Genomic DNA, 12,223 nt, shown 5'->3' on the forward strand with positions numbered 1-12,223 from the left:
CGGCGAGCCGCGTCGCCGTGCGTGCGTCGAGGCCGTCGTCGCAGCCGCGCAGCCATTCGAGCAGGTCCACGTAGCCGGCGAGGTATTCGCGCGCGGCAGGGTCGAAATGCGAGGTGCGCGTGTTGACGAAGTCGAGGCAGAGGCTGCCGCCGACGCGTTCGATGCGGGCGAGTTCCGCGTTCATGGTCTTCCGATATAACCGGTAAACGCATTTTGACAGGTTTACAAATGCGGCGCATGCTAACCGTCTAAATACATATGGAGGGTTATCATGGGCATGACCGGAACCGATCCCGCGCGCCGCCGCATGCTCGGGGCGCTGCTCGCCGCGGGCGCCTGCGCGGTCGCACCGACCCTGCGCGCGGCGGCGCCACGCAGCATCGACGTCGTCGGCGCGCCGTCGAACCTCGGCCTCAGGCCGTTGCGTCCCGGCCATGTGCCCGGCGCGTTCCGCGCACCCGCGGCGCTGCGCGCGCGGCGCGTCGTCGAGCGGCTCGGCGCGCGCGACCGCGGCGACGTCGCGGCGCCCGCGTACGCTCCCGCGCCCGACGCCGCGACCGGCTACCGCAACGGTGCGGGCCTCGTCGCGTTCACGCCGCGCCTCGCCGAATGCGTCGGCGCGAGCCTCGACGCGGGACGCTTCGTGCTCGTGCTCGGTGGCGACTGCAGCGTGCTGCTCGGCGGCGCGCTCGCGCTGCGCCGGCGCGGCCGCCACGGCCTGCTGTTCATCGACGGCCACAGCGACTTCTACTTCCCGCGCACGCCGCGGCCGCTGACCGCGGCCGGCATGGATCTCGCGCTCGCGACCGGCCACGGTCCCGACGCGCTCGTCGACATCGATGGCGGCAAGCCGTACTTCGCCGAACACGACACCGTCGTCTACGCGTATCGCGACCACGGCACGCCCGACGAAGTCGAGACCGAACGATTCGAACGCGCTGCATTCCTGCGCCTGCCGATCGAGCGCCTGCGCGCGCGCGGTGTCGCCGCGACGATGGATGAAGCATTGCAGCGGCTCGGGCGAACCGAGTTGCGCGGCTTCTGGATCCACGTCGACGTCGACGTGCTCGACCCGGCCGTGATGCCTGCGGTCGACTCGCCCGATCCCGGCGGCCTGCGCCTCGCCGAACTTGAGGATTCGCTCGCGCTCGCGCTCGCGTCGCCGCGCGCGCTCGGCCTCGAACTCACGATCTTCGATCCCGACCTCGACGCCGATGGCCGTCTCGCCGAACGGCTCGTCGGCGTGCTCGAACGCGCGTTCACGCGGGCGGGACGGTTCGGGCTCGCCATGCCGGCCGGGTAGCGACCGTGGCGGAGCATCCCCCGCGCCCTCCGGTTCGCCGCCGTCCGCGCGAGCGCGCATCGGTCCTGCTCGCACGGTCGTCGACGAGCGGACTCCCGCCTGCGCGGAAGCGATGCCGCAACGATCCCGCTACTCGCCGAGCGTGAGCAACGACGCGTTGCCGCCCGCGGCGGTCGTGTTGATCGTGAGCGTGCGTTCGGTCGCGAAGCGGACCAGGTAGTGCGGGCCGCCCGCCTTCGGGCCGGTACCGCTGAGGCCTTCGCCGCCGAATGGCTGCACGCCGACGACCGCGCCGATCTGGTTGCGGTTGACGTAGCAGTTGCCGACCTTGGCGCGGCGCGCGATGTGCTCGATCGTCGCGTCGATGCGGCTGTGCACGCCGAGCGTGAGGCCGAAGCCGGTCGCATTGATCGCGTCGATGACCTGGTCGAGTTCGCTGCCTTTCCAGCGCAGCACGTGCAGCACCGGGCCGAACACTTCCTGGGTGAGCAGCGACAGCGACGGGATCTCGTACGCGCGCGGCGCGAAAAACGTGCCGTGTTCGGCGTCCGCGTCGAGCTTGGCCTCGTTGATCTTCTTCGCCTCGCGGTCCATGCGCGCGGCATGCTCGACGAGGAACGTGCGCGACGGTTCGTCGATGACCGGGCCGACGTCGGTCGACAGCTTCGCCGGGTCGCCGACGACGAGTTCGTCCATCGCGCCCTTGAGCATCGCGATGACCTTGTCGGCGATGTCTTCCTGCACGTACAGCACGCGCGCGGCCGAGCAGCGCTGGCCGGCCGAGTCGAACGCCGACGCGAGCACGTCCTTGACAAGCTGTTCGGGCAACGCCGAGGAGTCGGCGATGAGCGCGTTCTGGCCGCCGGTTTCGGCGATCAGCGCGGCGATCGGTGCGTTGCGCGCGGCGAGCGTGCGGTTGATGGTCCACGCGGTCTCGGTCGAGCCGGTGAAGCAGACGCCGGCGACGTCGGACTTGGTCAGCAGCGTGTTGCCGATCATCGAGCCTTTCGCGGGCACGAACTGCAGCACGGCTTCCGGCACGCCGGCTTCATGCAGCAGCTTCACCGCGGCATGGCCGACGAGCGTCGTCTGGTCGGCCGGCTTGGCGATCACCGCGTTGCCCGCGGCGAGGCCGGCGGCGACCTGGCCCATGAAGATCGCGAGCGGGAAGTTCCACGGGCTGATGCAGACGAACACGCCGCGCCCGCGCAGGAACAGCTGGTTCGATTCGCCGGTCGGGCCGGGCAGCGCTTCGGGCGTGCCGAACAGCTTGCGCGACAGCGCGGCGTAGTAGCGGCACATGTCGGCCGCCTCGCGCACTTCGGAGATCGCGGCCGGAATCGTCTTGCCCGCCTCGCGCACGCACAGCGCGATGAACTCGCCGCGGCGCTGTTCGAGCAGGTCGGCCGCGTGCTCGAGGATCGCGGCGCGGCTCGCCGCGGGCAGCGCATCCCAATCCGGCTGCGCGGCGACCGCGTTGGCGAGCGCCTTCTCGATCGTCGCGGCGTCCGCGTTGCGCGTCTCGCCGACGACCTCGCGGCGATCGGCCGGATTCGTCACCGCGCGCGGCGCTTCGCCCGTGCTCGCGCCCGGAACGAGCGGCGCCGCGCTCCACGGCCCGCGTGCCGCGTTCACGGCTTCGGCGAGGGCCTTGAGTTCATTGTCGTTGGCGAGGTTCACGCCCATGGAATTCTTCCTGCTGGCACCGTAGAGGCCGACCGGCAGCGGAATGCGCGGGTGCGGCTTGGAGGAGAATGCGCGCACCGTCTCGCACGGGTCGGCGACGAGGTCGCGGATCGACACGTTTTCGTCCACGACGCGGTTGACGAACGAGGTATTGGCGCCGTTCTCGAGCAGGCGCCGCACGAGGTAGGGCAACAGGTCCTCGTGGCTGCCGACCGGCGCGTAGACGCGGCACGGCACGTCGAGGTGTTGCTCGCCGACGACCTCGGCGTACAGGTCGGCGCCCATGCCGTGCAGGCGCTGGAACTCGAACGGGCGCTTCCGTGCGTAGTGGTGGATCGCCGCGATCGTGTGCGCGTTGTGCGTCGCGAACTGCGGATAGACGAGGTCGGGGCCGGCCGCGAACAGGCGCTTCGCGCAGGCGAGGTAGGACACGTCCGTGTTCGGCTTGCGCGTGTAGACCGGATAGCCGGCGAGGCCCTGCTCCTGCGCGCGCTTGATCTCCGAATCCCAGTACGCGCCCTTGACGAGGCGCACGCACCAGCGGCGACCTGCCTTGCGCGCGGTGTCGGCGAGCCAGTCGATCACGAACGGGCAGCGCTTCTGGTATGCCTGCACGGCGAGGCCGAAGCCGTTCCAGCCCGCGAGCGAGTCGTCGGCGAACACCGCGCCGATGACTTCGAGCGAGAGCTCGAGGCGGTCCGATTCCTCGGCGTCGACGGTCATGCCGATGCCGTTGGCCTTCGCGAGCTGGGCGAGCTCGAGCAGCTTCGGCGTGAGTTCGGCGTGCACGCGCGCGCGCTTGGCGACTTCGTAGCGCGGATGCAGCGCGGACAACTTGACCGAGATCGACGGCGCATCGAGCACGCTGTCGAACGGGCCGCGCCGGCCGAGCGCGTCGATCGCGTCCTTGTAGGCGCGGTGGTAGCGCCCGGCATCGGCGGCGGTGAGCGCCGCCTCGCCGAGCATGTCGTACGAATAGCGATAGGCCGCATTGTCCTTCTGCGCGGAGCGGTCGAGCGCTTCCTCGATCGTGCGGCCCATGACGAACTGGTGGCCCATGATGCGCATCGCCTGCCGCACCGCGAGGCGGATGACCGGCTCGCCGGCGCGCCCGACCAGGCGCTTGAACGCGCCGGTGACGTCGCGCCGCGTCTCTTCGGCCAACGCGACCAGGTGGCCGGTCAGCATGAGGCCCCAGGTCGATGCATTGACGAACAGCGAATCGCTCGTGCCGAGGTGTTTCTTCCAGTCCGCCTCGCCGAGCTTGTCGCGGATGAGCTTGTCCGCGGTGAGCTTGTCCGGGATGCGCAGCAGCGCCTCGGCCACGCACATGAGCAGCACGCCTTCCTCGCTCGAGAGGTCGTACTGGCGCATGAACGATTCGACCGCGCTCTGCTCGCCGGCGCGCGCGCGTACCCGCGCGACGAGCTCGGACGCGCGCGCGAGCACGAGTTCGCGTTCGGCCGGTGGCAGCGTCGCCTGCGCGAGCAGGTCGTCGACCGCCTCGCTCTCGTCGCGCGTCCAGGCCGCGGTGATGCGCGCCCGGACGGCGTCCGGGGCGGGCGGGAGTTCGGGCAGCAGCGATGCGCTCAAGGGCCGGTCTCGGGTGCTGGAGAACACCGGCTACGGCAGCCGGTGCGGGATGGATGGATCGCCAGGATCGCCAAGTGTAGTGAGGCCGCGCCGGCCGGCCAAGAACCGCGCGCGGAGCGGCCGGGGCGAGTCCGAGGGGTGCGGCGGTTTGTCGCGCCCGTGCGCGCCGGAGCGCGCGCGGCGCAGGGCCGCGTGGTTGCCGCTGCCGCGCGCGCTCCACTATGATTGACGGGTTACGCTCCCGACGTTTGACGCGTCCGCATCGGCCGCGCGGCCGTCGCGGCGACCGCGCAATGGGGCGCGTCCGAGCAACATGCAGAAGGTGATGGCGATGATTTCATCCGGGGTCCTGCGCGCCTGCCGCGCGTTCGCGGTACTCGCGTTGCTCGCGAGCGGAACGGCGTTCGCGAATCCGCAGCCGTGGCAGCTCAACATGGCTCCGGGCGCGACCGCGATCTCGCAGCGCATCCACGGCGTGCACATGATCGCGTTCTGGGTCTGCGTCGCGATCGGCGTCGTCGTGTTCGGCGCGATGGTCGTCGCGATGGTGCGTTTCCGCAAATCGAAGGGCGTCGTCCCGGCGAAGTGGAGCCACAACACGACGATGGAAGTGATCTGGACGGTGGTGCCGATCATCATCCTCGTGGTGATGGCCTGGCCGGCGACCAAGCTGCTCGTCGACATGGCCGACGCGAAGAACTCGGACATGACGATCAAGATCACCGGCTACCAGTGGAAGTGGCGCTACCAGTACCTCGACTACTACAACAAGCCGTCGAGCGTGAACTTCGTCTCGAGCCTCGATCCCGAATCGAACAAGGCGCGCCAGCTCGATTCGGGCATCGACCCGCATTCGATCAAGGATGGCGACTTTTCGAGCTACCTGCTCAACGTCGACAAGCCGCTCGTGCTGCCGGTCGGCGTGAAGGTGCGCTTCGTGATCACCGCCGACGACGTCATCCACGCGTGGTGGGTGCCGAATCTCGGCTGGAAGCAGGACGCGATCCCGGGGATCATCAACGACAACTGGACCCAGATCGATGAGCCGGGCGTCTACCGCGGCCAGTGCGCGGAGCTGTGCGGCAAGGACCACGGTTTCATGCCGATCGTCGTCAAGGCGGTGCCGAAGGCGGAGTTCGAACAGTGGTTGGCCGGGCAGGAAGCCGCCGCCGCAGCCGAGAAGGCCGGCGCGACCGTGCAGGCGGCACCGACGCCGCAGCCGGCGGCGCAGGGCTGAGGCCACCGGTGCGTTCCTCCGTGAACGCGAAGCAAGCGAAAAGCGGCCTCGAATGGCCGCACCTTCGAGTCATTTGTGCGTTCATCCGTGAACGCGAATAGAGGTTCCAAGGCCATGGCCGCTGTCAATCCCGCGATCGATCACGACGCCCACGACGACCACGATCACAAGCCGGAAGGCTTCCTGCATCGCTGGCTGTTCACGACGAACCACAAGGACATCGGCACGCTGTACCTCGTGTTCTCGCTGCTGATGTTCTTCATCGGCGGCTCGATGGCGATGGTCATCCGCGCGGAACTCTTCAAGCCGGGCCTGCAGCTCGTGCAGCCGGAGTTCTTCAACGAAATGACGACGATGCACGCGCTGATCATGATCTTCGGCGCGGTCATGCCGGCGTTCGTCGGCCTCGGCAACTGGATGATCCCGCTCATGATCGGCGCGCCCGACATGGCGCTGCCGCGCATGAACAACTGGTCCTTCTGGATCCTGCCGTTCGCGTTCTTCCTGCTGATCTCCGAGATCTTCATGCCGGGCGGCGGCCCGCAGGGCGGCTGGACGATGTATCCGCCGCTGTCCCTCGAGGGCGGAACCAACGTCGCCTTCATGATCTTCGCGGTGCACCTGATGGGCATCAGTTCGATCATGGGCGCGATCAACATCATCGCGACGATCCTCAACATGCGCGCGCCGGGCATGGACCTGCTCAAGATGCCGGTGTTCGTATGGAGCTGGCTGATCACCGCATTCCTGCTCATCGCGGTGATGCCCGTGCTTGCGGGCGCGGTGACGATGCTGCTCACCGACAAGTTCTTCGGCACGAGCTTCTTCAACGCGGCCGGCGGCGGCGACCCGGTGATGTTCCAGCACATCTTCTGGTTCTTCGGCCATCCCGAGGTCTACATCATGATCCTGCCGGCGTTCGGCATCGTGTCGGAGATCATCCCGACCTTCAGCCGCAAGCCGATCTTCGGATATCAGGCGATGGTGTACGCGATCGCCTCGATCGCGTTCCTGTCCTTCATCGTCTGGGCGCACCACATGTTCTCGGTCGGCATGCCGCTCGGCGGCGAGCTCTATTTCATGTACGCGACGATGCTCATCGCGATCCCGACCGGGGTGAAGGTGTTCAATTGGGTGTCGACGATGTGGGGTGGCTCGATGACGTTCGAGACGCCGATGCTGTTCGCGATCGCGTTCGTCATCCTGTTCACGATCGGCGGCTTCTCCGGCGTCATGTGCGCGATCGTGCCGGCCGACTTCCAGTACCAGGACACCTACTTCGTCGTCGCCCACTTCCACTACGTGCTCGTGACCGGCGCGATCTTCGCGATCATGGCGTCGACCTACTACTGGCTGCCGAAGTGGTGCGGCAACATGTATTCGGAGACCTGGGGCAAGATCCACTTCTGGTCGAGCGTGATCTCGGTCAACGTGCTGTTCTTCCCGCAGCACTTCCTCGGCCTCGCCGGCATGCCGCGCCGCATCCCCGACTACAACGTCGCGTTCGCCGACTTCAACATGATCTCGTCGATCGGCGGCTTCTGGTTCGGCGCGAGCCAGCTGATCTTCGTCGGCGTGGTGGTCCACGCGGTGTACTTCTCCAAGAACCGCGCGACGACGCAGGTGTGGGAAGGCGCGCACGGCCTCGAGTGGACGGTGCCGTCCCCGGCGCCGCACCACACCTTCACGGTGCCGCCGGTGATCCGCGACGACGTGTTGGCTCATGGAGACGTCACGCATTGAGTGGTGCGATCGTCCGTGATCGCTGGTTCGATGGAGGTGACGTCGGTTCGAAGCGGCGTTTGAATGTGCTGGTCCAGAAGCGGCCTTCCATGGCCGCACTCTTGAAGTACAGCACGCTGCGAACCGACGACGAGGCAATGAAACAACAGCTTGCCAATGACGAACGCCCTGCAGGCCGCGCGCGTGCGCGCCGCACCGCGCTCGTCGTGGGGCTGGTGGCGGTCGCGATCTACCTGGTCGCGATCGGCGAAGTCGTGCTGATGCGATGAATGCCGAGACCCGCAACCTCGGCGTACTCAAGACGGCCGGCGTCGTGGTCGCCTGCGCGTTCCTGTTCGGTTTCGCGATGGTGCCGCTGTATCGCGTCGTGTGCGAGCACGTGCTCGGCATCAAGCTCGCGCCGGGGGCGGTCGATCGCAGCCGCGTCGACGGCATGGTCGAGGACGCGTCGCGCACGGTGCGCGTGCAGTTCGTCACCGGCGTGAACAGCAAGCTGCCGTGGTCCTTCACGCCCGAACTCGCGAGCGTGGACGTCCACCCGGGAAAGCTGACCGAAGTGTGGTTCGACGCCACCAACAACGGCGGCGACGCGATCGTCGGCAATGCAGTGCCGAGCATCGCGCCGAGCGACGCGTCGGCGTTCTTCAACAAGACCGAATGCTTCTGCTTCACCGAGCAGGTGCTGAAGGCGGGCGAGTCGCGCCGCATGCCGGTGCGCTTCTACGTCGATCCGCAGTTGCCGCGCGGCGTGCGCGAACTGACGCTGTCGTACACTTTCTACGCGAACGAGGCGGCGACCGTACGGTTGTCAGCCGAGCAACACACCAAGACGGGCTCGCCGCCGCCGGCGGCGGGCTGATTCTCCAGCAATCGACGCAACGATCGGGACCAGCCGCCATGGCGCAAACACAAGGTGCTTATTACGTTCCCCACGGCAGCCACTGGCCGATCATCGGCTCGTTCGGCCTGCTCGGCACGGTCGGCGGCGCGGGCCTCTGGCTCAACGAGGCCGACATCGGCAAGCCGATCATGGCGCTCGGCATCGCCCTGCTGCTGTTCATGATGTTCGGCTGGTTCGGGACCGTCATCCGCGAGTCGGTCGGCGGCAAGTACAACAAGCAGGTCGACACGTCGTTCCGCATGGGGATGATCTGGTTCATCTTCTCGGAAGTGATGTTCTTCGCCGCGTTCTTCGGCGCGCTGTTCTACGCGCGGACCTATTCGGTGCCGTGGCTCGGCGGTGAAGGCCATGGCGCGCTGACCAATCACTACCTGTGGCCGGCGTTCTCCGCGGCGTGGCCGACCAACGGCCCGGGTGCGGTCGGCGGTGCGTTCTCGACGATGTCGCCGTGGGGCATTCCGCTGATCAACACGCTGCTCCTGCTGTCCTCGGGCGTCACGATCACGATCGCGCACCACGCGCTGCGCGCCGGCAACCGCAAGCAGCTGCTCGTGTTCCTTGCGCTCACGGTCGTCCTCGGCGTGATCTTCCTCGGCTTCCAGGCGCATGAGTACGCCGAGGCGTACGGCCACCTCAACCTCACGCTCGGCAGCGGCGTCTACGGCAGCACGTTCTTCATGCTGACCGGGTTCCACGGCATGCACGTCACGCTCGGCGCGATCATGCTCACGGTGATCTGGTTCCGCTGCGCGAAGGGCCACTTCAGCAAGGACAACCACTTCGGTTTCGAAGCGGTCGCCTGGTACTGGCACTTCGTCGACGTGGTCTGGCTTGGCCTGTTCTTGTTCGTGTACGTGCTGTGAGACCGGGACGCGGGGCCCGGGGCTGAGAGGCCCGGGCCCTCGGTCCGCGCACGCATCGCAGGGCCGCAAGAGGGCGTCGTACGAGCATGGTCGGGAAACGAAACGCGCCGGCTCGCAGGCCCTCAGCCGCCCTCGGCGATCGGTCCCGTCATGCCGTTCACCCGCCCACGCCGTGCGGGCGGATGACGCCGGTCCAGATGCCGAGCATGACGAGGGCGATCAGCAGCACCGACAGTGCGATGCGCCGCGTGAGCGCCTTCAGCGTGCGATCGGTGCCGCCCTTGTCGGTGATCATGAAATACAGGCCGGCGCCCAGGTTGTAGACGATGGCCAGAAAGAACACGACGATCAGGACGGTGCCGAGCATGGCTTGCGCTTCCGGCCGGAACGCGGTCCCGGCTGCCGCGCCGATTATAGCGCCGCGTTTCCGTGGCTAGGCGCGTGCATCCGGCCGCGATCGCGGCGGCGCTCGCGGGCATCGCGCTGTTCGTCGCGCTCGGGACCTGGCAAGTGCGGCGCGCGCACGAGAAGGAGGCCCTGTTCGCCGCCTTCGAGGGCGCCGCACGCCAAGCTCCGGTATCGCTCGAGCAGGCTCGACGCGAAGCGGGCGTGCGCTACCCGGCCGTCGAATCGACGGGCCATTTCGATCCCGCGCGTGCCTACGTTCTCGACAACCAGGTGCGCGACGGCCGTCCCGGCGTCATCGTCTACGACGTGTTCGAGCCCTCGTCGGGTGGCCCGGCGATGCTCGTCGCGAGGGGTTTCCTCGCGCGCGATGCCCGCGGCCGCTTGCCCACCATCCCGCCGCCACCCCAAGGCGCGCAGACGGTGCGTGCGCTGTATGCGCCGCCGCCCGGCAGCGGGCTGCGCCTGGGCGGCAATGCGCTGCCACGGCAGTCGGACTGGCCGAAGACGACGATCTACCTCGACCTCGATGAAGTCGCCGCCGATCTCGGCCGCCCGCTCGATGCGCGCGTGTTGCTGCAGTTGCCCGGCGACGAGGTGAGTACGTTCGTGCGCGAATGGAAGCCGGACGTGTTTCCGCCGGAACGACACTACGCGTATGCGTTCACCTGGTACACCTTCGCCGCGGTGGTCGCGGCGACGTTCTTCATCCTCCACCGGCCCTCGCGCCGGACTCGGCCCGAGGAACCCCGATGACGCCCCGCACGCGAAACCGGATCGGCCTGATCCTGATCCTGCTGCTGTTCGCCGCGCCGCTCATGACCGCGTACGTGCTCAATGCGCTCGGCTGGCGCCCGGCCGGCACACGCAACTACGGCACGCTGGTCGAGCCGCCGCAGGACCTCACCCATGCGCGCATCGTCTACGACGACGGCAAGCCGATCGCATGGAAGGACGAGAACTGGTCGTGGACCGTGTTCGCGATTCCCGGCCCGACCTGCGCGCGCGCGTGCCTCGAACGCATCGACGAGTTGCGCCGCGCGCGCCTCACCCTCAACCAGAACGCCTATCGGGTCAACGTCGTCGTGCTCTCCGAGTTGCCCGCGGATGCGCTCGCCGCGATGAAGCCGGTGCGCGCCGCGCGCGACCTCGACGAGCGCCTTGCGGGCCTGCGGCCGACGGCCCCCGACGAGGTAGCGGTCGCGTTCGCCGATCCGCACGGTTTCCTCGTGCTGCGCTATCCGGTCGGCTACGACGCCAACAAGCTGCGTAAGGATCTCGCGCGAGTCGTGAAGGGGTGACATGCCGATGACCGTGACGCCGTTCCGCCTCGCCGCGTTCGCGACCCTGTTCGCGTTCCTCGTCATCGTGTTCGGCGCGTTCGTGCGCCTGTCCAATGCCGGACTGTCGTGTCCCGACTGGCCGACCTGCTACGGCAAGGCGACCTGGCCCGGTCACGCGCAGGAGATCGCGCGCGCGAACGAGGCGTTCCCGGAGCGGCCGTTCGAGACGCACAAGGCCTGGCGCGAACAGGTCCACCGCATGCTCGCGGGCACGCTCGGAACGCTCGTGTTCGCGCTCGCGCTGGTCGCCGCGTGGCCGCGCCGCGCCCAGGTCGCCGCCCTGCTCGCGGCCGCACTCGCCGCGGCGATCGGCATCGCGCTCTACATCAAGGGTCTCTACGTCGCGTCGGCGCTGCTGTCGGCGCTCGCGCTCGCGTTGCCGCTCGGCGCCGCCGCGACGCTGCGGCGGAGCTGGCCGTGGCGGGTCGCGGTCGCCGCGTTCGGCGTGGTGATCGTCCAGGCGATGCTCGGCATGTGGACGGTCACCCTGCTGCTCAAGCCGATCGTCGTCATGGGCCATCTGCTCGGCGGGCTGCTCACGTTCTCGCTGCTCGCCGCGATCGCAATCGCGCTCGTGCGCCGCGGCGCGCCGGACGATGCGCAGCGCCGGCTGCGGCCAATGGTCATCGTCGCGCTCGCGCTGCTGTCGCTGCAGATCGCGCTCGGCGGCTGGACGAGCGCGAACTACGCTGCGCTCGCATGCGGCGCGGATTTCCCGACCTGCGCGGGCAGCTGGTGGCCGCAGACGGATTTCCACGAGGGGTTCGTGCTCTGGCGCGGCATCGGCGTCAACTACGAAGGCGGCGTACTCGACGCCGCCGCACGCGCGGCGATCCAGATCGCGCACCGCATCGGCGCGCTCGTCGTGTTCGGCCACGTGTCCGCGACCGCGATCCTCGCCTGGCGCCGCGGCCTGCGCGCGAACGCGGCACTCGTCGGTGCGTTGCTCTGCACCCAGGTCGCGCTCGGCATCCTCAACGTCAAGCTGCTGCTGCCGCTGCCGGTCGCGACCGCGCACAATGGCGTCGCTGCCCTGCTGCTGTTCTCGCTGATCGCGCTGCTCGTGCGCGTTTCGCCGCACGGCGCGACCGTAAAAGACTGAAACACGAAGGACACGAAGGACACGAAGGACACGAAGGACACGAAGGA

12 protein-coding genes are annotated in these 12,223 nt (G+C 68.4%); 9 read left to right on the plus strand and 3 right to left on the minus strand.

The window, feature by feature from the left end:
* Positions 1–184: ABATE domain-containing protein (locus VI238_RS08545; RefSeq protein WP_331650421.1), on the minus strand; the 184-nt coding region annotated here is incomplete at its 3' end.
* Positions 185–271: 87 nt separating this feature from the next.
* Here VI238_RS08545 and VI238_RS08550 point away from each other — a divergent pair.
* Entirely contained in the window at positions 272–1,303 is a 1,032-nt protein-coding gene (locus VI238_RS08550) for an arginase family protein (RefSeq protein ID WP_331650423.1), read from the plus strand.
* A 129-nt stretch (positions 1,304–1,432) separates the two neighbouring features.
* Here the strand turns inward: VI238_RS08550 and putA are convergent, their stop codons facing one another.
* Positions 1,433–4,582: a bifunctional proline dehydrogenase/L-glutamate gamma-semialdehyde dehydrogenase PutA gene (gene putA, locus VI238_RS08555; RefSeq protein WP_331650424.1), complete on the minus strand. Its 3,150-nt coding sequence runs from the start codon at positions 4,580–4,582 to the stop codon at positions 1,433–1,435.
* A 331-nt stretch (positions 4,583–4,913) separates the two neighbouring features.
* Here putA and coxB point away from each other — a divergent pair, with 331 nt between their 5' ends.
* From coxB to VI238_RS08580, 5 genes are all read left to right on the plus strand, one after another.
* Positions 4,914–5,819: a cytochrome c oxidase subunit II gene (coxB, locus tag VI238_RS08560; RefSeq protein ID WP_331650426.1), complete on the plus strand. Its 906-nt coding sequence runs from the start codon at positions 4,914–4,916 to the stop codon at positions 5,817–5,819.
* Positions 5,820–5,954: 135 nt separating this feature from the next.
* Positions 5,955–7,562 (plus strand): cytochrome c oxidase subunit I, encoded by a 1,608-nt coding sequence (gene ctaD, locus VI238_RS08565; protein ID WP_414650044.1) that lies wholly within the window; start codon positions 5,955–5,957, stop codon positions 7,560–7,562.
* An 89-nt stretch (positions 7,563–7,651) separates the two neighbouring features.
* Positions 7,652–7,831 carry a hypothetical protein gene (locus VI238_RS08570; RefSeq protein WP_331650429.1) on the plus strand — a complete coding sequence of 60 codons (180 nt, stop codon included), beginning with the start codon at positions 7,652–7,654 and terminating at the stop codon, positions 7,829–7,831.
* A complete protein-coding gene (locus VI238_RS08575) occupies positions 7,828–8,421 on the plus strand; it encodes a cytochrome c oxidase assembly protein (protein WP_331650431.1) in 594 nt (197 codons plus the stop codon). The genes VI238_RS08570 and VI238_RS08575 overlap by 4 nt, the downstream gene beginning before the upstream one ends.
* Before the next feature lie 38 nt (positions 8,422–8,459).
* Entirely contained in the window at positions 8,460–9,326 is an 867-nt protein-coding gene (locus tag VI238_RS08580; RefSeq protein WP_331650433.1) for a cytochrome c oxidase subunit 3, read from the plus strand.
* A 157-nt stretch (positions 9,327–9,483) separates the two neighbouring features.
* On the opposite strand, the gene VI238_RS08585 is transcribed toward VI238_RS08580, so the two are convergent.
* Positions 9,484–9,693, minus strand: a complete 210-nt coding sequence (locus tag VI238_RS08585; RefSeq protein ID WP_331650434.1) for a twin transmembrane helix small protein — start codon at positions 9,691–9,693, stop codon at positions 9,484–9,486.
* Positions 9,694–9,767: 74 nt separating this feature from the next.
* Between VI238_RS08585 and VI238_RS08590 the strand changes: the two genes are divergently transcribed.
* From VI238_RS08590 to VI238_RS08600, 3 genes are read left to right on the plus strand one after another with little or no spacing between them, the layout of a single operon-like run.
* On the plus strand, positions 9,768–10,487 hold the full coding sequence (locus VI238_RS08590) for an SURF1 family protein (RefSeq protein WP_331650436.1): 720 nt from the start codon (positions 9,768–9,770) through the stop codon (positions 10,485–10,487).
* Positions 10,484–11,032 (plus strand): hypothetical protein, encoded by a 549-nt coding sequence (locus VI238_RS08595; protein ID WP_331650438.1) that lies wholly within the window; start codon positions 10,484–10,486, stop codon positions 11,030–11,032. Before VI238_RS08590 ends, VI238_RS08595 begins: the two co-directional genes overlap by 4 nt.
* A 1-nt stretch (position 11,033) precedes the next feature.
* A complete protein-coding gene (locus VI238_RS08600) occupies positions 11,034–12,176 on the plus strand; it encodes a COX15/CtaA family protein (RefSeq protein ID WP_331650440.1) in 1,143 nt (380 codons plus the stop codon).
* The last annotated feature ends 47 nt before the right edge of the window (positions 12,177–12,223 follow it).

It is taken from the genome of Dokdonella sp. (genome assembly GCF_036518555.1).
Classification (GTDB): domain Bacteria; phylum Pseudomonadota; class Gammaproteobacteria; order Xanthomonadales; family Rhodanobacteraceae; genus Dokdonella_A.

What these genes read in the sequence shown, in the direction of transcription:
- VI238_RS08550 (WP_331650423.1), top strand. Translation starts at nt 272, where the DNA reads ATGGGCATGACCGGAACCGATCCCGCGCGCCGCCGCATGCTCGGGGCG.
- coxB (WP_331650426.1), top strand. Translation starts at nt 4,914, where the DNA reads ATGATTTCATCCGGGGTCCTGCGCGCCTGCCGCGCGTTCGCGGTACTC.
- VI238_RS08570 (WP_331650429.1), top strand. Translation starts at nt 7,652, where the DNA reads ATGGCCGCACTCTTGAAGTACAGCACGCTGCGAACCGACGACGAGGCA.
- VI238_RS08575 (WP_331650431.1), top strand. Translation starts at nt 7,828, where the DNA reads ATGAATGCCGAGACCCGCAACCTCGGCGTACTCAAGACGGCCGGCGTC.
- VI238_RS08580 (WP_331650433.1), top strand. Translation starts at nt 8,460, where the DNA reads ATGGCGCAAACACAAGGTGCTTATTACGTTCCCCACGGCAGCCACTGG.
- VI238_RS08585 (WP_331650434.1), bottom strand. Translation starts at nt 9,693, where the DNA reads ATGCTCGGCACCGTCCTGATCGTCGTGTTCTTTCTGGCCATCGTCTAC.
- VI238_RS08595 (WP_331650438.1), top strand. Translation starts at nt 10,484, where the DNA reads ATGACGCCCCGCACGCGAAACCGGATCGGCCTGATCCTGATCCTGCTG.
- VI238_RS08600 (WP_331650440.1), top strand. Translation starts at nt 11,034, where the DNA reads ATGCCGATGACCGTGACGCCGTTCCGCCTCGCCGCGTTCGCGACCCTG.